We start from the raw sequence: 26,338 nt of genomic DNA, 5'->3' as shown, positions 1-26,338 counted from the left end.
AAGCTTCGGAGCAAGATCTCAAAGGTGAAATACTTATTGCCACAACGGAGTTACTGAACCAACGTTATGAAGACGTTTCGAAGGATGTAAAGGAACTACGCAATGTGATTCATCTCCACACGCAAAAGGTAACCGAAGTGTTGGAACAAAAAATCCGAAGTGAAATGAACGCCTCTGCAGAATCACTGGATAAACGATATGATGCCATTTCTGTAGAAGTAAAAGGGCTGCAGAATGTGATCCAAACCGTTCAGCAAAAGGTAGATGAAGCTTCGAAGCAAGATCTCAAAGGTGAAATGCTTATTACCACAACGGAGTTACTAAGCCAACAATATGAAGACGTTACGGAGGATATAAACGAAATACGTAACGTGGTTTATATCCACACGCAGAAGGTAACCGAAGTGTTGGAACAAAAAATCCGAAGTGAAATCAATACCACTGCAGAATCACTGAACAAACGAGTTGAGAACATCTCTGAAGAAGTAGCAGGAATACGTAAACGGTATGACGACATGTCTCAACAATTGACATCACAGCAACAATTACTTGACAAGATTGCCAAATTTCTAGGCTATCAGTGATTCTATAAATAATAGAGCTCACAGCTAGGGAGCTCTATTATTTATGCACTAATACCAATGGGCCTGCTGCGATTGCCTCTATGTTCAATTAGAGGTAAGCTAGAGATGTCATCTAGATGCGTCATCCATAACCCTAAATTAAACAATTAGAGAGGAAGATGGCAGTGGAGTACCGTGTATTAGGTCGTTCTGGTTTAAAAGTCAGTGAGGTTAGTTTGGGCTGCTGGGCCATTGGCGGACCTTCTTGGAGAGAGGGGAATCCGGTAGGCTGGTCAGGAAATGATGATCAGGCTTCACTTTCCGGTTTGAGGCATGCTTTTGAGCTTGGTATCAATCATTTAGATACAGCAGATGTGTATGGCGACGGTCATTCGGAACGAGTAATCGGGAGGTTTTTAAAAGAAATTCCCCGGGAACAGGCAATTATAGCTACCAAGGTAGGATGGTTTCGTGGTACAGCGCCAAATGCGATGCAGCCGATTCATATCCGTCATCAACTTGAACAATCGTTAAAGAATTTGGAAACGGATTATGTTGATCTCTATTACTTTCATAATACGAATTTCGGTCCTAATGATCAATATCTCGAAGAAGCAGCGGATACCATGCGTCAATTGCAAAAAGAGGGTAAGGTGCGCGTAATCGGTCAATCTGCCTATAGTTATGAGGATTTTATGCGGGTTTGCCCTGTAACACAACCTGATGTTTTACAATTCCATTACAATGCGTTTGGAAACCGGTTTGATCAACCAGAGACTAATCTCTTTCGCTGGGCAGATGAACAAAACTTGGGGATCGTCTTGTTTGGTCCACTTGCACAAGGGCTCTTGCTAGATAAGTTCGATCCGGACAATCCTCCCCAATTCGGTGAAGGAGATATTCGAGCCAGTAATCAAGCCTATACAAGAGAACGCTTACTAGAACTTCGGAGCAAGCTGCAGCCAGTTAAAGAACGCTTTGGAAGTGAAGGGCAGGATTTGGTTCGTGTTGCACTCCAGTATGCTTTGGCACAATCTTCAAACGCTTGCGTCATACCAGGGTTTAAAAATGATCGTCAAGTCGAGTCAAATGCCTCAGGTTCAGGAAACCCGTTGAACGCAGAAGAAGTTGCGTTTATCCGAAGAGCGCTTGGAAATGTATAGAGCAGAGTTTTAAAAGCAAATAAAAGGAGCTGCCCCGAATGTTTATTGTACATTCAGGACAGCCTTTTTAGTTCAACAAGCAAATTGTAGGTTGTAGGTAGTCCCTCTATGTTCAAACATTCTCTTTTGCTAACAAATAGACTTTAACATTCTTTTTCACGCCGAATTCTTGAGCTTCATTCAGATCGTTCATGAATACATCAATTCTCGATCCGCGGATAGCCGAACCGACATCTTCTGCTTTACGGATACCGATACCTTCAATGAACACGGTGGAACCCAAAGGAATTACAGCTGGATCGACGGCAATCGTACGTCCTTCTTTTGCTTTTATACCACTGTATGTAATGCCGTACATGGGATGGGATTCCTTTTTACCCGTTGATTCAAATCCTGCCGTATACGCAGTAAGGGTTGTGTTCAACACTTTTTTGATGATTTTATGCTGTCCATCCGGCAAATTATTCACTGCTTCAGCTAATGGAATATTTAGGCTTTGTCCGATCATCAGAACACGCGGATCTTGAATGTCGTTGGCGGCCATAAGGTCATTGACATTAACGCCAAAATCTCGGGCAATTCTGAACAGCGTATCTCCTCGGTTCACTTGATACTTAGTCGGTGGCGGCACAACTGCTGGTGTGGATTCTAGCACTGGCTCCCCAGCACTTGCATAGGTCGTTAGGCTGTAAGTAGGTGGTAATTCCATCCCATCTTCACTTCCAGGATAGGAATAAGCAGTTTCCACATGCCATAAACTGAGCAATAAAGGAAGTACCAAAGTCATATACATAATTTTACGAAACATAGTATCTCCTCCTCTTAGAAAAATAATAGAGTTCTAGATACTAGATTCGTCCAATTTAATTATTTATATACGTTTGATTTAAAATTTTACTAGACTCGAGGTCGTTTAGGGGCTAACTTGTATCTGATTAAGGCTGAACTTTCGTTCCCCGAACAAAAAATGCTACACAGCACGGAGAGACTTTATTATAATGTAAACTAGAAGGATCAATTGTTTTACAAATAAGGACAATAAGGACGAAGGAGGGCTCGCCTTGAAATCTTTGGATGAACGGGTTCAGCAGGTGTTGGACAAGCATCGGATCGTTGGTCTAGCAGCCTCCGTGATTAATGAAGGGAAACAAATTTGGAGCGCAGGGTATGGATGGGCGAATGTAGAAAGATGCATTCCCGTTACGACACAAACCGTATTCCGCATCGCTTCTATTTCGAAGACAGTGGTTGCGACAGCGATTATGCAGCTTGTGGAAAATGGCCATTGCGGAATTGATCAGGATGTAGGAGATATACTTGGATTTCCGGTGCGCAGCCCTAAGCATCCCAATATACCGATAACGCTCAAGCAAATCATGACTCATACTTCTGGGCTGCAAGATGAATATGTTCGGTTTGTCGTTGATTCGCGAAGCGAGAATCCGCCTAAGACACGTCTTGCTGATATCCTGCTGCCAGGCGGGACTTATTACACGGACAATCTATGGGGAGACGGACAGCCAGGGGACCCGGGTTGCTTTGAATATTCGAATCTTGGAGCCGTTATTCTAGCAACTGTCGTAGAACGGCTTTCGAATGAACGTTTTGACGAATATTGCAAGAGGCATCTGTTCGAACCGCTTCAAATGAACGAGACGAGTTTTCACATCGGAGATTTGAAGGACATGGATTCTGTTGCTGTGCTGTATGAATACTCCGAGGTTGATGATCGATTTATTGTCGGAACGGACGATTTTCGCGGAAAAAAACCGGATGCCATTGATTACAGCGGATATGTGCCGGGCACCAATGGAGCGCTCTTCAGTCCACAAGGCGGACTGCGGACGAACGTGGATGACTTGACACGGTTTTTGGAAGCGCATACGAACGCGGGCAAATTGAACCGTGTTCAAATCCTGAAGCCAGAGACTGTGGATCTTATGCACTCCCCTCATTGGTCGGGGCATCGACGAGATGGCTTCTTCCGCAATTGCGGGCTGCAGTTTCTGATTACAGACGATTTGATCTCGGGACACAGACTTATTGGACATTCCGGTGATGCTTATGGATTACTTAGCGGTATGTATTTTCATAAACAGGAAAAATGGGGGTTCATTCTGCTCATGAACGGTCTTATCCAAAAAAAAGAGCAGGGCGTTTATTTTGAGGCGGAAGAAGAGCTTGCACGTTTATTGCACGCTGCCTTCCTCAAGTAATCATAGAAGTGAAGAGATTCATTATTTACAACATGTTAATTCGATGTTAGAATATTTTACATCATTAGCGTTCTGGCTTCTGGCGGTCGTAGGAAGACCAAATCTCTTCCCACATCCCGCTCAGAAACCGAACAGAATGCTAAAAAGGAGAGTGGTCGTTTGTTATACGACAAAGATACGATTTACATTATCGGCGACGCTCAAGCTTCAGTGAACAATCCAATTACCCAGCAGTACAACGCTTTTTTTATCGGACTTGTCGTGGATACCACAAGCCATAAAATTGTCGATGCAGGATGTTCATCCACAATTCCGCTCACATCGGAATTTGTCCGATCGATCTTCATCGGGCACAATATGCTTCTCCTTGATGTGGTGACAGAGGAAATCCGTCGGAGATACCATGGATCATCCCAAAAGGCTCTGATCGTAGCGTATAAAGACGCACAAAAAAAATACAAATTAGCACTTAACGGCCGGGAAGAACTGGGATTCCAATCTTCCGGTACAGTGTAAGCTGCTTTATTTATCCGTATGGAAACATACACGTAAATAAAACCCAGCAAATGGTTTCTTCGGATGAATCATTCCGAGGCTGTTTGCTGGGTTTTTGCTACCCTACAATATGGGAGGATCACTATGAAACTGTATATTTCTATAGATATGGAAGGTATCACCGGACTTGTCGATAACACGTTTGTCGATTCTAGACAGTACAACTACACACGCGGGCAGCATATTATGACAGCTGAAGCTAATCATGTCATAGGAACTGCTTTTGATGAAGGCTGCAAGGAAGTGATCGTCAATGACAGTCACTCCAAAATGAACAATCTCTTAATCGAGAAGCTGCATCCTGAAACACAGCTGATCTCAGGTGACGTGAAGCCTTTTTCCATGGTACAGGGACTAGACGCCTCCTTCGCAGGAGCGGCTTTTCTGGGCTATCACACTAGAGCCGCCACCAAAGGTGTGCTAAGCCATACGATGATCTTCGGCGTTCGTAATATGTACATTAACGATAGGGTAATTGGCGAGCTCGGTTTTAATGCTTATGTTGCCGGTCATTACGGAGTTCCCGTTTTATTGGTGGCTGGGGACGACGAGACCGCGATTGAAGCGGAAGAGCTTATTCCGGGAATCACGACAGCGATTGTGAAAAAGCGAATTTCACGGACTTCGGCTGTGTGCTTAACACCTGAAAAAAGCGGGCTGCTGCTCCGAGAGAAAACAAAGGAAGCGCTAGCCAACCGCAGCAGGGTGAAGCCGCTCGTGCCGCCGGATAATCCGGTGTTGAAGATTGAATTTGCCAACTATGGCCAAGCGGAATGGGCTCATTTGATGCCCGGTACGACCATAGATGATAACAGCCCTATTGTGACTTTCCCAGCTAAAAATATTTTGGAAGCTTACCAAGCTATGCTAGTCATGACGGAATTGGCGATGAGAACGGCATTTTGTTAAGAATCGGGAGCGGGTGATAGCGTGACACAATATATTCTTCGCAGATTTATCTCCATGATTGTCACACTGTGGCTAATTATTACGGTTACTTTTGCACTGATGCATGCTGTTCCAGGATCGCCGTTCGAGAAGGATGGCAAGAATTCGAATCCCACAGCGGTTCAGAACATGATGGAGTTTTACCATTTGGATAAACCCATTTCTACCCAGTATCTGCTTTATTTAAAATCACTGCTTTCGTTGGACCTTGGACCGTCCATCGGACACTTTCCGGACACCGTCAATTCCATGATCAACCGAGGATTTCCAGTTTCGTTCAAACTCGGTATCGTGTCCATCCTTATTTCGATTGTGACAGGTATAGCGTTAGGAACGGTCGCCGCATTGAGACAGAATCGAATGATCGATTACTTCGCCATGATCTTTGCCGTTATCGGCATAGCTGTACCTAACTTCATTGTGGCTACCTTGCTGATCAAATACGTAGCTGTCGAGTGGAAACTCCTGCCGGTAGCCACTTGGGGAACATGGAAGCATGTCGTCCTGCCCGCACTTGCCTTGTCGACAGGACCTCTTGCGATTATTGCAAGATTGACAAGAGCCAGCATGTTGGAAGTGTTAACCGCCGACTACATCGAAACGGCAAGGGCTAAAGGCCTGTCGCCCGCAACAATTGTCATTAAACACGCGCTCCGTAATGCGGTACTTCCGGTCGTTACGCTGCTCGGCGCCTTGGTGGCCAATGTTCTCACGGGAAGTTTCGTTATTGAGAAGATTTTCGCCATACCGGGAATGGGAAAATATTTTGTAGATGGCATTAATAATCGTGATTACTCGCTCATTATGGGCACGACTGTATTCTATAGTGCTCTCTTGGTCTTTATGATGTTTCTGGTGGATATTGCCTATGGCCTCATTGACCCCCGCATCAAGCTGCACAGGAAGGAGGGGTAACGATGAACGTTCCGGATTCATTATTTGTACCAATGACCAAGACTAAAGGAACAGCTGAAGTGATTGTCCGAATGCGGCTGTCCTTCTGGCAGGAAGCTTGGATCAGGCTGCGTGCAAATAAGCTAGCTATGGTGGGTTTGATCGTCGTTCTATTGATGTCGCTGCTTGCCATTTTTGGACCCGTCCTAACTGACCATAGCTACTCAAAGCAGGTGCTTCTCGATGCCAATCAGAAACCATCGCTAGCCCACTGGTTTGGCACGGATGAGCTTGGACGCGACGTTTACGCGCGTATCCTTTACGGAGCTCGCATCTCGCTATTTATTGGCCTAATGGCTGCACTGATCGATTTTCTAATCGGCATTGTTTATGGTGGCATTGCCGGTTACTTAGGCGGACGAATTGACAATCTCATGATGCGGTTCGTTGATCTTTTGTACGGAATCCCTTATTTGCTTGTCGTCATCCTGTTGATGGTCGTAATGGGCCCAGGCCTGCTGACAATCATCGTGGCATTAAGCGCCACCGGTTGGATCGGAATGGCACGGATCGTACGTGGACAAGTGCTTAGTTTGAAATCGTCGGAGTACGTGCTGGCGGCACGGACGCTGGGCGGAGACGCGGGTTATATAATCCGCAAACATTTGCTGCCCAACGCGCTCGGTGTCATTATCGTGCAGGTGACGTTCTCGGTGCCTTCAGCAATCTTCGCGGAAGCATTCTTAAGCTTTCTGGGCCTAGGAATTCAACCTCCTTTGGCGAGTTGGGGCGTCATGGCCAACGATGGTCTATCGACTATTTTGTCGGGCCAATGGTGGCGGTTGTTCTATCCCGCATTTTTTATATCGATAACAATGCTTGCATTTAACCTAGTGGGCGATGGATTGCAGGATGCTTTTAATCCAAAGAGGAGGAGGTAGCCAAAGTGAATGCAACGAATCCGTCCGACGTTCTCTTGGAAGTAGATAATCTACATGTCTCCTTCACCACACATGGTGGGGAGGTTAAGGCGGTTCGCGGAGTCAGCTTTACGCTGGGGAAGGGAGAAACTTTGGCCATCGTGGGTGAATCCGGCTGTGGTAAAAGTGTAACCGCCCGCAGCATAACGCGCCTTCTCCCAGAGATCAGCTCGAAGATAAGTGAAGGCAGCATTCGTTATAAGGGCAGGGAACTGACCAAACTCAGCGAAAAACAGCTGCGGGAGCTGAGAGGCTCTGAAATTTCAATGATTTTCCAAGATGCGATGACAGCCTTAAATCCCACCATTTCCATCGGTGAGCAGATTATGGAAGGCATCATTCGCCATCAGAAAATATCGCGTGCAGAAGCTCGCAAGCAAGCCACTGAAATGCTCGGGCTGGTGGGTATTTCAAACCCCGAGATGCGTTTAAAGCAATATTTGCATGAGTTCAGCGGGGGCATGAGACAACGGATTATGATCGCTATTGCAGCGGTTTGCAATCCTTCCGTTCTTATTGCGGACGAGCCGACGACGGCGCTGGATGTCACCATTCAAGCACAAATCATCGAGCTGTTTAAAATGCTCCAGACAAAAACCGGCGTTTCCATTATCATCATCACGCATGACCTTGGCGTTGTTGCTAATATCGCCGATCGTGTCAATGTCATGTATGCCGGTAAGGTAGTCGAGGCAGGGAAGGTAGATGAGCTGTTCTACAATCCGCAGCATCCGTATACCAAGGGGCTGCTCGCTTCTATGCCGCGTCTTGACACGGACAAGTCTCTTCCGCTAACACCGATTGCGGGAACACCGCCGGATCTGTTCGCACCTCCTCAAGGCTGTGCATTTGCAGCGCGCTGCAGTTATGCTATGGAGGTTTGCGGAATGTACCAGCCGGAACAGTCAGCGGTATCGGGCAGCCATTCGGTAGCCTGCTGGCTTCAAGATCCGCGCTCTCAACTTGTATTCCAGCCGCCGATCAGAGTAACATCATGACGGCTCTAGGATAAATAAAGATAATTAATGAAGAGGAGAAGTGCTCATGAAAAAAGTTTCAGTAGTACTCATTAGTTGCGCATTGATTTTCAGCACTATACTCGCAGGTTGTACCAAAGATCAAGGGGCAGGGACAAAGACAGATGCAGGGACAAAGACTGAGACAGTAAAAGAGACAAAGCCGAAAATCCTCTTGTACAACAACTCCAAAGAGCCGACATCCATGGATCCTCCGATCGGCTTCGACCAAATTTCTTATGACATTGTCAACAACGTATTTGAAGGACTGACACGTCTGGGTAAGGACCAAACTCCGGAACCAGCTATGGCCAAAGAATGGAAGGTTTCTCCCGATGGTAAAAAGTATACATTTACCCTTCGTGACGGCATTAATTGGTCCAACGGAGATCCGGTAAAAGCTGCTGATTTTGAATATGCATGGAAAAGACTGCTCGATCCGAAAACAGCTTCTGATGCAGCTTTCCTTGCATATCCTATTGAAGGTGCACAAGCTTTCAACTCCGGTAAAGGTACAGTTAACGATGTGAAAATTAAGGCAACGGATGACAAGACGCTTGAAGTTACCTTGGCACAGCCTGCTTCTTGGTTAATTGGCATGGTTTCCAGCCCTGCATTTTTCCCAGTGCATAAGGCTACCGTGGAAGGCAATGCCAAGTGGGCCGGCGAAGCTGCCACGATTGTGAGCAACGGGCCATTCAAAATTTCAGATTGGAAGCATGATAGCGAGTTGAAAATAGTAAAGAATGACAAGTACTGGGATGCCGCTAATGTAAAACTTGACGGTGTCACTTACAAAATGGTCAATGATACCAACACCGCTTACCAGCTATATTCCACCGGCGAACTTCATGTTACCGGATCCATTCCGGCTGACATGAGCGATAAATTGTTTTCAGAGAATAAAGTGAAGATCGAGGATGCAGCAGGAACCGCGTTCTACCGTTTTAATACCACCATGGCTCCGTTCAATAACGCTGACATCCGTAAAGCTTTCGTCGCTGCTGTTGACAGACAAAAGCTTGTAGATTTGGTCTTGAAGCAAAAGCAGAAGCCAGCAGACGGTTTTATATCTCCTGGACTTAAAGACCCTGCGGGTGGGGATTTCCGCAAAGTCGGCGGAAGCCTGATCAAGTTTGATGCTGCTGAAGCTAAGAAGCTTCTTGAAAAAGGGATGAAGGATGCTGGATACACAACGCTGCCTGAAGTCACTTTGACCTATAATACCAACGATGTCAGCCAAAGAATTGCTCAAACGCTGCAAGCTATGTTCAAAGATAACCTAGGAGTTGACATTAAGCTGGCCAACAAAGAAGGAAAAGTGTTGACGGCTGAACAAAAGAAACTGCAGCTTCAATTTTCTCGCTCTTCTTTCCTTGCTGACTTTGCAGATCCAATCAACTTCCTTGATGGATTCCAATCTACGAATCCGTTCAGCCGCACAGGTTGGGTCAACGCTAAATACGATAAATTGGTGAAAGACGGATATAATGAACCGGATGAAGCCAAACGTTTCAAAATGATGCATGATGCAGAGAAAATCCTGATGGATGAGGCTCCAATTTTACCGCTCTACTTCTATAACACGGCCTACATGCAAAGTGACAAATTGGTAGGTGTGGTTAATCACGCTTTCGGTTTCGTAGACTTTAAGTGGGCAGATTTAAAATAAAATCTGATTGCGGAGGGATGCACCTGTAAGGGGTGCTTCTCCCTTTTTTTTCAAGCTGGAATGGAGGATCCTCATTGATGGTAGAGCTTATAAAGCCTCGGCGGTTAAGCCCTGGTGATACGGTAGGCATTACGGCCCCGGCCAGTTGGGTCGACAGGGAGCAGGTGAAAGCGGCTTCGTCTGTTCTGGAGAAGCTGGGGCTCCATGTGCGGCTTGGAGATACTCTTTCTATGCAGCATGGCTATCTTGCGGGAACGGATGAGGAACGGGCTAGAGAATTGAACGGCATGTTCGCCGATCCGACTATCAAAGCGATCATTTGTGCCCGTGGCGGTTACGGTACCGGGAGAATGGCGGATTTGCTAGACTATGATCTCATTCGGGCTAATCCGAAGATTTTCTGGGGTTATAGTGATATTACCTTTCTGCATGCGGCAATAGGACGTTTTGCGGGTTTGGTCACTTTTCATGGTCCTATGTTGATCGATCTGGGAAAAGATGACGTTCACCCGCTCACTGTTCAAAATTATGAAACGCTTATTCGTCCATCCATTCTTCGCTATACGGAAGAGATTTCCCCCCTGCAAACGATAGTGGAAGGGGAAGCCTTCGGCCCCCTTGTCGGAGGAAACATCTCGTTGATTGCCAGTACGCTTGGAACGCCTTATGAGCTGGACACGAAGGGGAAGCTCCTTTTTATTGAAGATATTGACGAAGAACCCTACAGGTTGGATCGCATGTTGAACCAACTGAGGTTAGCTGGGAAATTCGCCGATGCGGCGGGAATTCTGATCTGTGATTTTAACAATTGCGTGCCGAGCAAACGTAAGGTGTCACTTACTCTAGAGCAGATTTTTAACGATCACATCGTTTCTGCAGGGAAGCCGACGCTCTCCGGATTTAAAATCGGTCACTGCTCTCCGAATATTGCGGTACCGATTGGCATAGGAGCAAGAATGAGCACGTATGAAAAGGTGCTGGCATGTACGGAACCCGGCGTAGAGGCATAAGCTTATGCTTCCGAAGTAGTTTTGTGGTATAGGACCGCTTCGCTTGCATAGCTGCACAAAACTTTCAGGAGGCAAACAACATGAACATTCAAAGTGTTGAAGTAATGCGGCAGTCGACTCCGCTCATAAAGCCGTTTAAAACAGCACTGCGTACCGTGTATAAAACGGAGTCTATTATCGTTCAGATTCAGACGAACGACGGCAGGGTTGGTTGGGGAGAGGCACCGGCGACGATCGTAATAACCGGAGACAGCCTGGATAGTATTCATTCGGCAATCGTTAATACATTCACCCCCTTATTAATTGGAAAAAACTTGCTGGCTTACGAACGTATTCTGCAGGACATCCATCAATCGATGATCGGCAGCAGTAGTGCTAAAGCGGCTGTGGATATGGCTATATACGATTTGGTCGCGCAGTATTGTGGTTTACCTTTGTACCAGTTCCTTGGAGGCTATAAGGATCAGATAGAGACGGACTTTACGGTCAGCGTCAATTCGCCTAAGGAAATGGGGGAAGACGCGATCCGTTATGTGCGGGAAGGCTTCAATGTACTGAAAATTAAAGTGGGCAAGGATAACATTCAAGAGGATATCGAAAGAATGATGGAGATCCGCAGCTGCATCGGCAGCGGTGTGAAGATTCGCGTAGATGCAAATCAGGGTTGGCAGGTGAAGGATGCCATCCGCACGATCCGCCGCATGGAGGACTTGGGGCTTGATATTGAACTAATAGAACAGCCGGTGAAAGCTCACGACATCGAAGGGCTGAAAATGGTCACAGATAGCGTGGAAACGCCGATTATGGCGGACGAGAGTGTATTTTCACCTGCACAAGCATTCGAAGTATTGAAACACCGCGCAGCCGATCTGATTAATATTAAACTGATGAAATCCGGCGGTATTTACAAAGCGCAAATCATTAACCATATCGCGGAAGAATTCGGTGTTGAATGCATGGTAGGCAGCATGATCGAATCCCGTGTGGCGGTTACAGCTGCGGCCCATTTTGCTGCAAGCAAGAAGAATATTACTCGTTTTGATTTCGATGCGCCGTTAATGATGCTTAACGATATTGTGGTTGGCGGTGTGCGGTATGACGGAAGGATAATGACCTTCCCTAAAGCATCAGGCCTTGGCATTCAAGACGTCGTCCACAGCCAAAGTGTAGTGGGATCATGAACGCATGTAAACGAATGACGGTCGTTGTTTCTGTCGCAACCGTATGGACGAAGCCGGAATCTCCACGGCCTATGGATGAGCCTGCAGTGAAGCATCCGGCTGAAATTAGAAAATGGCTGAGTCGCATGACGCTGGACGATAAGTTAGACTTGTGTGAAGCGAACCGGGTTCAGACGCAAATTCTTTATGGTACCTCCGTTCTCGTCGTGGAAACAAGAGAAGATTGGAGCAAAGTGCTAATACCGCAGCAGGCAACACGCAAGGATACTTTGGGCTATCCCGGCTGGGTACCGAGCTGCCAGTTAGTTGAAGAGACAGAAGCCCCTGCCAGCTCGAAGCGAGCTGAAGTGATCTCCGATAAAGCTTGGTTGTATAAGAATCCATCGGAACTTGTGATCGAATTAAGCTTTTTGACCTCTCTGCCTGTGCTCGAGGCAACGGAAGAATGGGTGAAAGTACAGACTCCGGAAGGTATGGGGTATTTAAAAGCGGACGAGGTTCGTGTGATCGATGGCTCCTTAGCACCCAAAGCTGTAGAAGTCCACATCGGACGCGGAATCGTAGAGCAAGGGAAAAGGTTTCTCGATCTGCCCTATCTTTGGGGTGGAATGTCCTCTTTCGGCTACGATTGTTCTGGTTTTGCTTATAATATGCACCGGTACTTTGGGATTTTGATTCCAAGAGACGCCTCGGACCAAGCCAAGCAGGGAACCCTCATTGAAAAGGATCATCTGGAACCGGGGGATTTGCTCTTTTTCGCTTATGAAGAAGGAAAGGGAGCCATTCACCATGTGGGGATTTATGCCGGAGACAATCAGATGATTCATTCCCCTGAAACCGTAAAATCGATTGAAATTGTGGATTTGAGTACAATTAAGCTGGCCAAAGAGCACTGCGTGTCCAGACGGTATTGGGGCTAATCCCATAGTTTATAGTGTTCAAATATTAAAGAAGACGCCGTTATTTCAAGCGGCGTCTTCTTTCTTTTCTGGTCGAAATGGCAAAAAAGGATATTATTTGAATACTATATAAGCAATAACATAAAGGGGGTGATGTACATGCGCCCAGGATACGGACTGTTCCAACAACAAGCCGCCAAAATGTGGTTGACTCCACAATTGCGGCAAGCGATAAAAATCCTTCAGCTCTCCACACCGGAATTGCTGGATGTTGTCCAGCAGGAGCTTGAGGTAAACCCGGTATTAGAAACCGCTGGAAACGAATGGGAGGCGTATAACGCGAATCACAAATTGAATCATCGAATTGGCAGGCGTGACCAAGAAAATGACACTCTGCATCAAGCCTCATGGAATGAAGTATCCCTGGAAAGGCATTTAAAGGAGCAATTGGGCTTTATAACAAAGATTCCGCAATCTGTTCGCAGGATAATCGTGTTTATGATCGGGAATCTGGACAACAATGGATATCTTAGCCCCTCCTTGCATGAAATTTCCGACGTGTTTAAGGTTGAGCTTGATCAAGCGGAGCTGGCGCTAAGGGTCTTGCAGGGCTTAGAACCGCTCGGTGTAGGAGCGAGAAATTTGCGGGAATGTCTGCTTCTTCAGGTCAAGTCATTGTCGGAATGCTTCCCTTTGGTACCTTTATTAATTCAAAGTCATCTGAAGGATGTTGCTGATTACCGTATTCATAAATTGTCGCTGAACTTGCAAGTGTCTTCACAAGAAATTAAGGCTGCGATAGATGTGATTAAAGGTCTGAACCCCAGACCCGGTGCAGCATATCACACAGAGGCAGTTCAATATATAATCCCGGACGTGATCATCGAAAAGGCGGGCGAACAGTTCGTCGTGTTGATGAATAATGGAGCGTCTCCCCGCCTTTCAGTTAATGGTTACTACGAACGTATGGTGAAGGATAGCCTTGAAAATAACGACGAAAGAAAGTTCCTCTCTGGTAAACTCAATTCGGCGATGTTCTTCTTGAAGTGTTTGGAACAAAGGCGTTTGACCATATTCCGTGTAGCGCAGGCAATCGTCCAGGAGCAGACTGAGTTTTTTGGAAAGGGGCCTTCCTTTCTCAAACCGATGACATTGAAGCATATTGCTGATAAATTACGTGTGCATGAATCAACGGTCAGCCGCGCTACGGCCGGGAAATATGCCCAAACGCCCTGGGGTATCTTTGAACTTAAGTACTTCTTTCCCACCGGCTTACAGATGGGCCTTGGTGATTCAGCATCCTCGGAACGTGTGAAAGCGAGAATAAAGGAATGGATCAGTGGGGAAAACCATGGGAAGCCTTACTCCGATCAAAAGCTGACTGAGCTTATGTTGCAGGAAGGCATTCATATTTCTCGCCGCACTGTAACCAAATATCGGGAGGAGCTTGGCATTTCTTCTTCGGTGAGAAGGAAACGCATATAGTTTGAGTAGGAGGCAGGGGGGCATTTTCACTTCAACGTTTTGGCCCACAAATTCATGTCCTCAAATTTATCATAGATATCGCAATTTTTCGTTAGTCTGCCGTAATATTGGTACCCCATCTGGTAGAAAACGGCATTCATGCCGAAAGAAAGGGCCCTGGATAAGGAGTAAGCACAAGTGATACGCCGCACTTTCAATTCATCTTCCAAGGCATGCATAAGCAATCTCATGAGTCCTAGATTACGATAGGCGGGAAGTGTAGCGCAATCCGTCATTTCCGCATTGCGGTAGGCCGTATTGATCTCCGCGGAGGCGGCGCTAATCAGTTGATCAGACGATTCTACGAGATAATGAATCGTTCCCTCTCGCATTGTTTTTTCGACGTACAAAGGATCATTCATCGGCGTCGGATACGTTTGGAATATGTGATCGTATAAAACGGAGAGCGGCTCAGCATCCTTCATCCGAGCAATACGCAGTGTACAGTTTACCGGAACCAAGGGCCGATCCGGCTTGAGGGGTAGAGCGAGCACTTGCCTTAGAATTTGATCTTCCTCCATCCAATAATCGCTAGTCCGCCGCTCAAGGTCATTATACAGAGCCATGCAGTAAGCGTCGCACCCGTTAAAATATCCTTTATAAATTCCCTCCAACATGCAGCCTTTCGATAAAAAGGTTTGCCAATCATCCTCTCGCGATTTAATGAACACTTTGGTCAAAGCATTAGATTTGGCAATATCGGCTACTCGCTCGTAGATAACATCCGCATTTCCTTGATAGTCATCCACCCGTAACCTTTTGTTAAAGAAATCAAGGCAAAAGCTTATCGTATAATCGTTGCCGTTCTCAACTTGATTCGAATAGGTTGGCAGATCACTTGGCATCCAGCATCCCTCTTTATCCTCAATTTTGCTGCAAAAAAATAGCACCTGCAAAAAGTTTGGCAGCTCTTCCCACGACCATTTACCTGACAGTTATGTAGATGCCTTCTACGAAAAGTTGGCATCCATTTTGCATAGTAATCATATAGCCGTAAGAATGTTCTATACAATATGAAGGAGGACGGACGCATATGAATTGCATATGGTGTGAAACGGAGGATATCCGGGAAAGCGTGAAAGATTGCTACTGGATCATGCCGGACGGGAAATTGGCAGTTAAGATTTTGGAAGTCCCTGCAATCGAGTGTTCCAACTGCCGTACTTACGTATTGGAAGGCATCGCGCAGCAAATTGAAGAGACGCTTTATTGGCATGATGTGTCCGCGCTTGGAACCGCATTTCGCTATGATGAGCTGATGAAAGCTCCGCGAGTTAAAAATATGTTTCTCAAATAAAACCGTAGCCATATAGATTAGTGGGGGTGCCTTATGAAACGGGAGCATTTAATCAAGCCGGTACTGGATTACCATTATCCCACCATCCAATATGGAAAAGGCGTTTTTCTATACGATGATCAAGGCAAAGCCTATATAGACGCTTCCTCGGGGGCTGTGACAGCGGGAATCGGGCACGGAGTTCAAGAAATCATCGATGCGATGCTTGAGCAGGCAAACAAGATTTCCTTTGTATACCGTTCCCAGTTTACGAGTGAACCCGCTGAAAAGCTGGCGAAGAAGCTTAGTGATTTGGCTCCTGGCAACGATTACTGGTCTTTCTTTGTAAACAGCGGATCTGAAGCTACGGAGACGGCGATGAAGATTGCCATTCAGCACTGGCAGGAGAAGGGGCGCCAAGGAAAAAATAAAGTTATTTCACGACGGATGAGCTATCACGGTATAACGATGGGCGCTCTTTCGATGTCAGGCCATGTACTTAGAAGAAAACGATTTATTCCTTTATTGGAGGACTTTCCGGTCGTCGTCCCCCCTTATTGTTACCGTTGTCCTTTGAACAAGAAATATCCCGAATGCAAGTTGGCGTGTGCGGATGATTTGGAAACCGCTATAAAGCGGATTGGAGCCGAACATATCGCTGCATTTATTGCGGAGCCGATCATTGGAGCTGCAGGCGGTGCCATTGTACCGCCCGAAGGATATTACAAGAAGATCAAAGAGATCTGCGAACGTAATGAGATCTTATTCATTGCTGATGAGGTCATGACCGGAATTGCTCGTACGGGAGCCATGTTTGGCATGCAGCACTTTGGGGTTGAGCCCGATCTGATGGCACTAGGCAAAGGAATGAGCGCAGGATATACGCCAATGGCGGCAACGTTGGTCAAAGATCACGTGATGGAACCCATCTTGCATGGTTCCAAAAGTATCATGTCCGGCCACACCTACAGCGCAAATCCGCAATCGGCGGCGGTTTCCCTGGCGGTCCTGGCCTATATTGAAAAACATCAGTTGGCCCAGGCGGCCGAGGTGAAGGGCAGCTATTTGCTGGCCCGGATGCGCCAAATGGCTGAGCAAATCGAGATCATCGGCGATGTACGGGGCCAAGGTCTTCTTCTAGCCATGGAATTTGTTTCCGATCGGACCGATAAGCGTCCGTTTTCGTCCGGGGTAGGTGTCACCTCGCGGATCATCGACAAGGCCTTTCGAAAGGGTCTTCTCATTTATCCGGCAGCAGGCGCATTGGACGGAGTAGGGGATGCCATTATTTTAGCTCCGCCTTTCGTCATTGCCGAAGAAGAAATCGATCTGCTAGTGCGAATCCTTGAAGAATCGGTTCGAGAAGTGATGCATGAGGTTATCGGATCCGAATTGGAGGAGATATGATGGAGCCACGTGAGAACGCGAATGCGTTCGTATCCAGCAAAATAAGGACTTTGGAAGAGGCGCTTCAAGCGATTACCGATGGCTGCACATTGATGTATGGCGGGTTCGGCGGCATTGGAACGCCACCAACGATGATCGAGGGTATTTTGCAAAAGGGAACGAAGAATCTAACCATCATTGGCAATGATACCGGATTTCCGCATATCGGCATTGGGCGTTTAGTCACTGCAGGCAGAGTGAAGAAGGTGATTGCCTCCCATATCGGCTCCAATCCTAACGCCGGCCAAAGAATGGAGGAAGGCACCATGGAGGTTGTATTTTACCCGCAAGGAACGCTAGCGGAAAAAATTCGGGCAGGAGGCGTCGGTCTTGGAGGGATTTTGGTGGATGTCGGCGTCGGAACCATCATGGAACAGGGAAAGGCAACCGTTTCCATCGAGGAGAAGACTTATTTGGTGGAGCCGGCGCTGACGGCTGATGTTGCCATTGTCCATGCGAATAAAGCCGATCCCTTCGGGAACCTTGTCTATGATAAAAGCGGCAGAAATTTAAATCCGTTAGTAGCCATGGCCGGGAAAATTACGATTGCAGAAGTCGATGAGATTGTTCCGCTTGGCGAGCTTGACCCCGAATGTATTGTAACGCCGGGCATTTTCGTGGACATGGTGATACTGAACGGAGGGGTGACTTGGGAATGGGTATGGGAAAAGAAATCCGTGACCGAATAGCGAAGCGGGCTGCTCAGGAATTAAAGGACGGCATGGTTGTCAATTTAGGAATTGGCATCCCAACCAAGGTTGCTGATTATGTTCCTGAAGGCACTCATGTTGTTTTTCATGCGGAAAATGGAATTTTAGGTGCAGGGGGAGGACCGTCCCCGGGTGAAGAAGACGCTTTTCTCTGCAACGCAGGCGGATACCCAATCACGATAATAAATGGTGCCTCCTACTGTGACAGCGCCATTGCTTTTGCCATGATTCGCAGGGGATGCATTGATATCACAATACTTGGGGCGCTTGAGGTCAGTGAACGTGGGGATTTGGCCAATTGGATCGTACCGGGTAAGCGGGTGGCAGGGATCGGGGGGGCGATGGAACTTGCGCAAAAGGCCAAAAAAGTCATCGTTCTTATGAATCATGTCAATCGTCAAGGGGAATCGAAGGTCAAGAAACAATGTGACTTGCCGCTAACGGCGCGGGAATGTGTCAAACTGATTATTACGGAAATGGCCGTGATGGAGGTAACCGATAAAGGATTGCTTTTAAAAGAAATCATGTCGCCTTATACCGTAGAGGATGTTGTAAGTCATACGGAAGCTTCCTTACTCATACCGGAGAATATCTCGTACATTCCATAACCATCTGCTTACAAAGCCATTTAACTCATGTACACCTGAAGGAGGGAATTCCTTTGCCATATCAGAACGCCGAACTGCAAAAGCAAATTCATCAGTGGATAAGGCTGCATCGTGAAGAAGGAACCAGTTTCCTGCAGAACATGGTCAGGATCCCCACCACGCAAGGCAATGAGAAGGAAGCACAGGTCCTAATTGCAGATAAATTACGTGAAATGAGGCTGGACGTTGATGTATGGGAGCCGGATGGAGAGACCCTCGAAGCACATCCTTATTTTTGTTCCCCTCGAAATCGTTTTACAGGTAGTCCGAATGTCGTGGGTGTCTTAAAAGGGTCTGGAGGTGGGCGCTCTATCCTGCTCAATGGTCATATGGATGTCGTCCCGGAAGGAAATCCTGAACAATGGGATGATGATCCTTTTAGCGGCAAAGTGGTGGACGGGAAGCTGTTTGGACGCGGGGCAACGGATATGAAAGGCGGAATCGCTTCTCTTCTTCTGGCGGTAGGGGCAGTTCAGGGGACTGGCATTAAGCTGAAAGGCGACCTTATTATTCAAAGCGTTATTGAAGAGGAAAGCGGAGGGGTAGGGACACTGGCTGCGATTGTAAAAGGATATCAAGCTGATGCGGCTCTTATTCCGGAGCCTACCAATTTACGAATATTTCCGAAGCAGCAAGGCTCAATGTGGTTCCGCATTGAGGTCAAAGGCCGTTCGGCCCATGGCGGAACGAGGTATGAAGGGGTTAGTGCCATTGAGAAAAGCATCGCCGTGATGCAGCATATCCAGGAGCTTGAGAAGAAAAGGAATGCCCGAATCTCGGATCCATTGTACGCTCATAACCCTATTCCTATTCCTATTAATATTGGTGTTATTCAGGGCGGGAATTGGCCTTCATCCGTACCAGACACAGTGAAATTGGAGGGAAGAATGGGCGTTGCGCCTGACGAGAAGCTTGAGGAGGCTAAGGAGGAAATGGTCCGATGGCTGGTGGGGCTTAAGGAGAAGGACCTTTGGTTTGAAGAACATCCGCCTGTTGTGGAATGGTTCGGAGCAAGGTGGGTTCCAGGAAACGTGGATCCGGGACACGAATTGATGCGGGTTCTCATGCAGCAATACCGCGAAGTTAGGCAAGAGGAACCCACGATTGAAGCATCTCCATGGGGGACGGACGGTGGCTTGCTCACGCAGCTGGGTGAAACGCCGTGCATCGTTTTCGGTCCAGGCATCACACAAGTTGCCCATTATCCAAACGAGCACATTGTGATGGAGGATGTGTTTGAGGCTGCGGAGATGATCGCATTGACCGTGATTCATTGGTGTGGTTGTGACGGAATGGAGGCATAAGGGATGGATCTGAACCCGAAACTGACGAAATACATTGATATGAAGACCCCAATACCGGGGCCTCAGGCTCAGCTGCTGTTGGAGAGGCGCATGGCGAACGTCCCAAGAGGTCCTTTCAATACGGTTCCCACCTTTGCGGCTAAAGGAGAAGGTGCTTTGATCACGGATGTCGACGGGAATACCTTTATCGATTTTGCCGGTGCGATTGGCTCCTTAAATGTCGGCCATTGTCCTCCAAAAGTGGTGGAAGCGTTGAAGGCCCAGCTTGACCTATTTCTTCACCCTTGCTTTCACGTGATGATGTATGAGCCTTACGTGGCATTGGCTGAGAAGCTTAATCAATTGACCCCGGGTGATCATAAGAAAAAAACGTTCTTCTTGAATAGTGGTGCGGAGGCCGTAGAGAATGCTGTGAAAATCGCACGTAAATATACGGGAAGAAGGGCGGTGATTTCCTTCGAGCGCGGCTTCCACGGCAGAACCTATATGGCGATGTCTTTAACCAGTAAAGTAAAGCCATATAAGAACGGCTTCGGCCCTTTTGCGCCTGACACGTATAAAATGCCTTATCCCTACTACTATCGTGCCCCTATCGGCATGTCGCAGGATGAGGTGGATGATCAACTTTTGCGTAAGTTCGAAGACTTTTTCTTGGCGGAAGTTCCGGGCGAAGAGGTCGCCGCTATCATTTTGGAGCCGGTTCAAGGAGAAGGAGGCTTTGTTATTCCGTCCGCTCGGTTTATTCAAGGCGTAAAGGCGTTGTGCGAGAAATACGGTATTCTGCTTATTGCCGATGAAGTGCAAACCGGGTTTGGACGGACAGGGAAAAACTTTGCCATGGAGCACTTTGGGATTGTGCCGGATCTGATGACGATGTCCAAATCAATTGCCGCCGGACTCCCGATTAGTGCTGTGACGGGTCGGGCGGACATCATGGACGCACCTGGCATCGGTGAAATTGGGGGTACCTATGGAGGCAGCCCGCTGGGCTGCATAGCTGCTTTAAAAGTGATTGAAATGCTGGAAGAGGATCGATTGGCTGAACGGGCGGTATCGATTGGTTCAGCGGTCAGCGAACGTTTCCTCCGGCTGCAGCAGGAATTCGGCCGCATTGGGGACGTTCGTACATTGGGCGCGATGAGTGCAATTGAGCTCGTGAAGGATCCGGTAACGAAAGAACCGGATAAAGAGCTTACGGCTAGCGTATTACAGGCGGCACATCAGCATGGAGTTATCGTCATGGGGGCTGGAATGTACAGCAACGTTATCCGTATTTTAAGTCCGCTTGTGATCACGGATGATCAACTTGCTGAGGGCTTGGATGTCCTGGAACAGGCGGTTAGGTCGTGCCTAAGCCAGAATATTCCTTCATGAGCCTAATCTTTCGATGTCAGTTTTGCTAAAGAAAAATGCTAAGAAGGAAGGAGGAATGCGGCATGAGGAAGCATCTATTTATCGGTGGGGAATGGGTAGAAGCGGGCGAGTATCGTCCCTTATTCTCGCCATACAGCGGTGAACAAATTGCTGAGATCGCGTATGCAGGTGCAGCCGAAGTGAATCGCGCGATTGAGGCTGCCGACAGGGCAAGACCACTGATAGCTGCTATGCCAGCGCATGAACGGGCTGCGATATTGGAAAGATTGGCTTCTTTGATCCGAGAAAAGATGGAAGAGTGCGCCCAACTAATCGCACTTGAAGCGGCTAAACCGCTGAAAACGGCAAGGCTTGAGGTGGAAAGAACGATCGCCACCTACAAGTTTGCCGCCGAAGAGGCAAAGCGGATTCACGGCGAAACGATCCCGATGGATGCTGCCCCGGGGGGCGAAAACCGCGTAGCGTATACGATCCGTCAGTCCTTGGGAATCGTTGCTGCCATTACTCCATTTAACTTTCCGATGAACCTGGTTGCGCACAAGGTAGGTCCTGCCATCGCTGCGGGCAACACCATCGTACTGAAACCGGCCGGCCAAACGCCATTAACAGCTTTATTTTTGGCGGAACTTTTGCAGCAGGCAGGCCTTCCGGCGGGAGTGCTGAATGTGGTTACGGGCAGCGGAAGCGTGATAGGGGACAGTTTGGTAACAGATGAAAGAATTAAGGCGGTGACTTTCACAGGAAGTCCGGAGGTAGGGATTGCCATTCGCAATAAGGCAGGATTGAAAAAGGTGATTTTAGAATTAGGGTCCAATTCCGCTTTAATTGTGGATCAAGGGATTGATGTGGATAACATGATCGCAAGGGCGGTCACAGGGGCTTTTTCCTATGCAGGTCAGGTTTGCATTTCCCTTCAGCGTATTTATGTTCATGAGCAGCTTTTCGATGAATTTGTCAGGAAATTCGTAGAGCAGACCGAGATGCTTCATTTAGGCGATCCGTTGGATCCCAATACCGATGTGTCCGCTTTAATAACTCTTCGTGACACCGAGCGTTCTTTACAATGGATCGCTGAAGCTGAAAAGCTTGGCGCTGTAGTCGCGACTGGTAACTGGAAGGATGGGAATATCGTTCATCCCACGGTCCTGCTTCACGTAGATTCATCCTCCAAAGTATCGTGCCAAGAAGTATTTGCTCCGATTGTCATGATTAATAAAGTATCGACGATAGATGAAGCCATAAGGCTGGTCAATGACTCCAAATATGGACTTCAAGCAGGTATTTATACACAAAACATCCGAACAGCCCTCGCCGCAGCAGAGGCTTTGGAGGTTGGGGGCGTCATGGTAAATGATATTCCCACCTTCCGCGTGGACCATATGCCCTATGGAGGCGTTAAGGAAAGCGGGACTGGTCGTGAAGGGGTGAAGTATGCCATACGGGAATTGACGGAGTTGAAACTGATTTGTTTTAAAAAGTAAGGCAGCACATAGGAAAAAGGCCTCACCCACGCGAAGGTAGATTCGTGTGCGGTTGAGGTCTTTTTTGACGTATAAGGATTTATATGTTTGGGTTTGGGCAAATTGGTGGCTTAATCCTGATTCATTGTCGAACCATAGCAGTGGAGCATCTCATTGTAACGATGCTTAGCTTTCTGTACTTAACATACTTTCTGTTGGAACACTCTCTTTCTGCTGTGCTTTCATCAATTTGTCTTTCATTTCATCCCTCTTGGGTCTGCGATCTTTCAAGGAGGCATGCTCAGGGGATTCCAGATACGATTTTCTTCGGCCAATTCGGCGCAAGTTTTCTGGCACCAGATTAAATTTTTCATCTTTCATCAGCGCAATAATGCCGGTGCTTTCCGGCTGCTTCTCGATACCGTAGATTTCATTGAAATATTCATCTGCACGGCCTGGTACATAGTTTTTTGGCTCGGGGTAACCGACGATGACGCCTTCGTAATTACGCAGAATAACTTTATCTTGGCTTTGCGAGATCAAATAGTTGGGCTGGAGCGCAATTTTCCCGCCTCCTCCGGGAGCGTCGACGACGAAGGTAGGGACCGCATACCCTGAAGTGTGGCCGCGAAGCGACTCGATAATTTCCAGACCTTTAGAAACGGGGGCCCGGAAATGACCGATGCCTTCGGATAAATCACATTGATAAATATAGTAAGGACGCACACGTATTTTCACGAGATCATGCATGAGCTTTTTCATAATATAGGTGCTGTCATTGATACCGGCCAGAATCACCGACTGATTGCCTAGAGGAACTCCGGCGTTCGCTAACATTTCGCAGGACTTTTTTGCTTCGTCCGTTATTTCCAATGGATGATTAAAATGGGTATTCAGCCAAACGGGATGATACTTTTTGATAATACTGCATAAATGTTCTGTAATACGCTGTGGGAATACAACCGGTGCCCTTGTGCCGATGCGAATGATCTCGACATGGGGAATCGCTCGCAAATTTTTCAGTATATACTCCAAAATGTTATCATTAATTAATAATCCATCCCCACCGGATAGAAGAACATCACGCACCTCCGGCGTATTTCGAATATAAGCAATCGCATCATCCAATTGTTTTTTCGGAACCCCCATACCCACCTGGCCAGAGAAACGGCGGCGTGTGCAGTATCTGCAGTACATCGAGCATTGATTGGTTACCAGAAATAGAACCCGATCAGGGTAACGGTGTGTTAAGCCAGGAGTAGGGGAATCCTCGTCCTCGTAAAGGGGATCCTCTAGATCATATTTCGTTTTCAGCAATTCGGCAGAAATGGGAACCGATTGCATACGAATTGGGCAGCGGGGGTCATCGGGATTCATCAATGATGCGTAATAGGGGGTAATATTCAAAGGAATCGTTTGCGTTGAAATGCGAACACCTTCCGCTTCCTCAGGGGTTAAATTTACTACTTTCTTCAGATCCTCCAGGGTACGAATGGTATGTGTCAGCTGCCAAAGCCAATCGTTCCACTGCTCATCGGTTACGTTTTTCCAAAGTTCAACTTGCTTCCAGTGTCGTCGTTCCATTCTTGCACCTCCAGTAATGATGCCTTCTCATCATTAATAAGAAGCAATAAGCATGCCAACTTTTCTTATTACGATTACTTTGCGGGGTCCCCAAAATAAAAAAAGGCTCCTTTCGGAGCCCTTATGAAACGATTTTTATGGCTTTTTCACGATACCATATCGGTTCAGTTTATATTGCAAGGCTTGGCGCTTTATTCCAAGAGCCTGTGCGGTAAGCGTGATATTATACTGATGATTTTCTAGGGCATCCGTGATCGTTTCCCGTTCCATTTGTTTCACCTTATCGGCCAATTTCCCAGCAGAGATAGTCGCAATTTCATGGCTCCACGTGCCGGATAGAATAGCTGGAGCAGTTGTTTTATTTTCCATGAAATAAGCAGGAAGGTGGTTTTCTTCAATGAATTCACATTCCAGATCCATCATATTGTAAGTGGATTCGATAGCATGGCTTAACTCACGTATGTTGCCGGGCCAATGGTAGTCCATTAACCGATTCAATGCGGCTGGGGTAATCCCTGTTATTTTCATGCCAAACATGGTATTAAATTTATCTATAAAGTGGTAAGTGAGGAGCGGGATATCTTCTTTTCTTTGAAATAGTGGAGGAAGGGTAAGATTCACGACATTTAGCCGATAGAATAGATCGTTACGCAGCAATCCTTTTTCTAATGCATCCTTCGGATCGATATTCATGGCTGTAATGATGCGAACGTCTACTTGCTGTTCATGGGTTCCCCCAACTCGACGAACAATGCCGTCTTGAAGCACACGCAATAGTTTGGCTTGCAAAAATAAATCCAAACTATTTAACTCATCCAGAAAAAGAGTTCCCCCGTTTGCCTGCTCAAATAAGCCCGCACGATCAATTGCCCCGGTAAACGCGCCTCTCGCGGTTCCGAACATGATTCCTTCCATTAGCTCGTTGGGGACAGCCGCGCAATTTTGTGCAATAAATGAACGGTTTCTGCGGGCTCCGGCATTGTGAATGCTCTGGGCGAACAATTCCTTTCCTGTGCCGGTAGGCCCGCATATCAAAACAGGCGAGCTTGTACGAGATGCCTTTTTGGCGAAGGAGACTGTAGTTAGAAATGCTTCGCTTTTTCCGATTAAATCACTGAAATGGTAGCGAGCTGAGCTTGCGTTTTTTTTATCCTTAGTGGGGGACTCGTAGATTTGATGCCTGAGATCTAGGATTTGGTCGTGGAGATGAACAATGCTTGTTATATCCTTAGCCACCTCTAAGGCCCCGATGATTTCACCGTCTTCCAAAAGGGGATAAGTGCTGTTAATCGTGGTGATTCGTTTCCCCGTAACACTGACATAAGTTTGTATTTTTTCGCGTATTTCTATTCCTGTGTGCAAAACCTTAATGAACGTACTCGTTTCATTGGTTAGGGAAGGAAAGAGGTCGAAGAAGTTCTTTCCTAAAACTTGTTCTCGCTTAAAACCATCCGTTTCAGCCATCTTATCATTATAAAAGACGGTTATACCCTTTTTATCAATGAGATGAACACCGACATCAATGATATTCAACATTTTTTCAAAATATTTCGATCCATTATCGTTCTGCTCGGACATTATGTACACCCGCCTCACGAAGGATGATTCAATTAACACCTTATGATTGTTGGTCTGGGAAAAGACCAGAGAATACAAAAGGCCACTAGTCCTTTGTTTACATTCAAATCCACATCAGAAAATACTCCTGTAAAAAAGTTTTCAATTGGAAAAATAAAACATTGCAATGTGTTTAGAAACCATGGTATATTATCACTCCGGCCGCAAGACAGGCTGGTGAAAGTAACTTGAGAAAAACAAGTTGCAAAAGAAAAATTAGTGTGTTATATTGAACTTCCGGCTTTGAGAGAAGACGGAAAACGAAGAAATTGATCTTTGAAAACTGAACAACGAGTGAG

At 46.9% G+C, this 26,338-nt stretch carries 24 protein-coding genes; 20 read left to right on the top strand and 4 right to left on the bottom strand.

Going from position 1 to position 26,338, the window contains the following annotated elements:
• Together BLT91_RS31790 and BLT91_RS20620 are read left to right on the top strand one after the other, a co-directional pair.
• Nucleotides 1-584: hypothetical protein (locus tag BLT91_RS31790; RefSeq protein WP_175532435.1), on the top strand; the 584-nt coding region annotated here is incomplete at its 5' end.
• 164 nt (nucleotides 585-748) lie between these two features.
• On the top strand, nucleotides 749-1,726 hold the full coding sequence (locus tag BLT91_RS20620; protein ID WP_175532434.1) for an aldo/keto reductase: 978 nt from the start codon (nucleotides 749-751) through the stop codon (nucleotides 1,724-1,726).
• A gap of 112 nt (nucleotides 1,727-1,838) precedes the next feature.
• On the opposite strand, the gene BLT91_RS20615 is transcribed toward BLT91_RS20620, so the two are convergent.
• Entirely contained in the window at nucleotides 1,839-2,534 is a 696-nt protein-coding gene (locus tag BLT91_RS20615; protein WP_090824396.1) for a 3D domain-containing protein, read from the bottom strand.
• 253 nt (nucleotides 2,535-2,787) lie between these two features.
• Here BLT91_RS20615 and BLT91_RS20610 point away from each other — a divergent pair, with 253 nt between their 5' ends.
• The 11 genes from BLT91_RS20610 (at nucleotide 2,788) to rpoN (ending at nucleotide 14,582) form a co-directional block, all read left to right on the top strand.
• Nucleotides 2,788-3,942: a serine hydrolase domain-containing protein gene (locus BLT91_RS20610; RefSeq protein WP_175532433.1), complete on the top strand. Its 1,155-nt coding sequence runs from the start codon at nucleotides 2,788-2,790 to the stop codon at nucleotides 3,940-3,942.
• A 159-nt stretch (nucleotides 3,943-4,101) separates the two neighbouring features.
• On the top strand, nucleotides 4,102-4,458 hold the full coding sequence (locus tag BLT91_RS20605) for a DUF3870 domain-containing protein (RefSeq protein ID WP_090824391.1): 357 nt from the start codon (nucleotides 4,102-4,104) through the stop codon (nucleotides 4,456-4,458).
• Nucleotides 4,459-4,581: 123 nt separating this feature from the next.
• On the top strand, nucleotides 4,582-5,406 hold the full coding sequence (locus BLT91_RS20600; protein ID WP_090824389.1) for a M55 family metallopeptidase: 825 nt from the start codon (nucleotides 4,582-4,584) through the stop codon (nucleotides 5,404-5,406).
• Nucleotides 5,407-5,427: 21 nt separating this feature from the next.
• Complete coding sequence (locus BLT91_RS20595) at nucleotides 5,428-6,360, top strand: ABC transporter permease (protein WP_090824387.1); 933 nt, start codon at nucleotides 5,428-5,430, stop codon at nucleotides 6,358-6,360.
• Between the two features lie 2 nt (nucleotides 6,361-6,362).
• Nucleotides 6,363-7,280, top strand: coding sequence for an ABC transporter permease (locus tag BLT91_RS20590; protein ID WP_090824385.1), 918 nt, complete (start codon nucleotides 6,363-6,365; stop codon nucleotides 7,278-7,280).
• Nucleotides 7,281-7,285: 5 nt separating this feature from the next.
• Nucleotides 7,286-8,317 (top strand): ABC transporter ATP-binding protein, encoded by a 1,032-nt coding sequence (locus tag BLT91_RS20585; protein WP_090824383.1) that lies wholly within the window; start codon nucleotides 7,286-7,288, stop codon nucleotides 8,315-8,317.
• A 46-nt stretch (nucleotides 8,318-8,363) separates the two neighbouring features.
• A complete protein-coding gene (locus BLT91_RS20580; protein WP_090824381.1) occupies nucleotides 8,364-10,007 on the top strand; it encodes a peptide ABC transporter substrate-binding protein in 1,644 nt (547 codons plus the stop codon).
• Between the two features lie 77 nt (nucleotides 10,008-10,084).
• A complete protein-coding gene (locus BLT91_RS20575) occupies nucleotides 10,085-11,017 on the top strand; it encodes a S66 peptidase family protein (protein ID WP_090824379.1) in 933 nt (310 codons plus the stop codon).
• A gap of 80 nt (nucleotides 11,018-11,097) precedes the next feature.
• Entirely contained in the window at nucleotides 11,098-12,198 is a 1,101-nt protein-coding gene (locus BLT91_RS20570; RefSeq protein ID WP_090824376.1) for a dipeptide epimerase, read from the top strand.
• Complete coding sequence (locus BLT91_RS20565) at nucleotides 12,195-13,118, top strand: C40 family peptidase (RefSeq protein WP_090824374.1); 924 nt, start codon at nucleotides 12,195-12,197, stop codon at nucleotides 13,116-13,118. The genes BLT91_RS20570 and BLT91_RS20565 overlap by 4 nt, the downstream gene beginning before the upstream one ends.
• 138 nt (nucleotides 13,119-13,256) lie before the next feature.
• Nucleotides 13,257-14,582: an RNA polymerase factor sigma-54 gene (gene rpoN, locus BLT91_RS20560; protein WP_175532432.1), complete on the top strand. Its 1,326-nt coding sequence runs from the start codon at nucleotides 13,257-13,259 to the stop codon at nucleotides 14,580-14,582.
• 26 nt (nucleotides 14,583-14,608) lie between these two features.
• Here the strand turns inward: rpoN and ablB are convergent, their stop codons facing one another.
• Complete coding sequence (ablB, locus tag BLT91_RS20555) at nucleotides 14,609-15,466, bottom strand: putative beta-lysine N-acetyltransferase (RefSeq protein ID WP_090824371.1); 858 nt, start codon at nucleotides 15,464-15,466, stop codon at nucleotides 14,609-14,611.
• 188 nt (nucleotides 15,467-15,654) lie between these two features.
• Here ablB and BLT91_RS20550 point away from each other — a divergent pair, with 188 nt between their 5' ends.
• From BLT91_RS20550 to BLT91_RS20520, 7 genes are all read left to right on the top strand, one after another.
• On the top strand, nucleotides 15,655-15,918 hold the full coding sequence (locus BLT91_RS20550) for a YokU family protein (protein WP_090824369.1): 264 nt from the start codon (nucleotides 15,655-15,657) through the stop codon (nucleotides 15,916-15,918).
• Nucleotides 15,919-15,951: 33 nt separating this feature from the next.
• Nucleotides 15,952-17,304 carry an aspartate aminotransferase family protein gene (locus BLT91_RS20545; protein WP_090824367.1) on the top strand — a complete coding sequence of 451 codons (1,353 nt, stop codon included), beginning with the start codon at nucleotides 15,952-15,954 and terminating at the stop codon, nucleotides 17,302-17,304.
• Nucleotides 17,304-18,032 (top strand): CoA transferase subunit A, encoded by a 729-nt coding sequence (locus BLT91_RS20540; RefSeq protein WP_090824366.1) that lies wholly within the window; start codon nucleotides 17,304-17,306, stop codon nucleotides 18,030-18,032. The genes BLT91_RS20545 and BLT91_RS20540 overlap by 1 nt, the downstream gene beginning before the upstream one ends.
• The gene (locus BLT91_RS20535) at nucleotides 17,999-18,661 is read left to right on the top strand and encodes a 3-oxoacid CoA-transferase subunit B (RefSeq protein ID WP_090824363.1); all 663 of its coding nucleotides are present in this window, start codon (nucleotides 17,999-18,001) and stop codon (nucleotides 18,659-18,661) included. Before BLT91_RS20540 ends, BLT91_RS20535 begins: the two co-directional genes overlap by 34 nt.
• 74 nt (nucleotides 18,662-18,735) lie before the next feature.
• Complete coding sequence (locus BLT91_RS20530) at nucleotides 18,736-20,004, top strand: peptidase (RefSeq protein WP_090824543.1); 1,269 nt, start codon at nucleotides 18,736-18,738, stop codon at nucleotides 20,002-20,004.
• Between the two features lie 3 nt (nucleotides 20,005-20,007).
• Nucleotides 20,008-21,378, top strand: a complete 1,371-nt coding sequence (gabT, locus tag BLT91_RS20525; RefSeq protein ID WP_090824361.1) for a 4-aminobutyrate--2-oxoglutarate transaminase — start codon at nucleotides 20,008-20,010, stop codon at nucleotides 21,376-21,378.
• Nucleotides 21,379-21,440: 62 nt separating this feature from the next.
• Nucleotides 21,441-22,859: an aldehyde dehydrogenase family protein gene (locus BLT91_RS20520; RefSeq protein WP_090824358.1), complete on the top strand. Its 1,419-nt coding sequence runs from the start codon at nucleotides 21,441-21,443 to the stop codon at nucleotides 22,857-22,859.
• 165 nt (nucleotides 22,860-23,024) lie between these two features.
• Here BLT91_RS20520 and ablA read toward each other — a convergent pair whose 3' ends face one another.
• Nucleotides 23,025-24,422: a lysine 2,3-aminomutase gene (ablA, locus tag BLT91_RS20515; protein WP_090824355.1), complete on the bottom strand. Its 1,398-nt coding sequence runs from the start codon at nucleotides 24,420-24,422 to the stop codon at nucleotides 23,025-23,027.
• Nucleotides 24,423-24,557: 135 nt separating this feature from the next.
• Nucleotides 24,558-26,000: a sigma-54 interaction domain-containing protein gene (locus BLT91_RS20510; protein WP_090824353.1), complete on the bottom strand. Its 1,443-nt coding sequence runs from the start codon at nucleotides 25,998-26,000 to the stop codon at nucleotides 24,558-24,560.
• Nucleotides 26,001-26,338 lie beyond the last annotated feature (338 nt).

Source organism: Paenibacillus sp. yr247 (assembly GCF_900103825.1).
GTDB lineage: Bacteria > Bacillota > Bacilli > Paenibacillales > NBRC-103111 > Paenibacillus_E.
The sequence above is the reverse complement of the archived record's forward strand: the minus strand, read 5'-3'. Positions and strand labels throughout refer to the sequence as shown.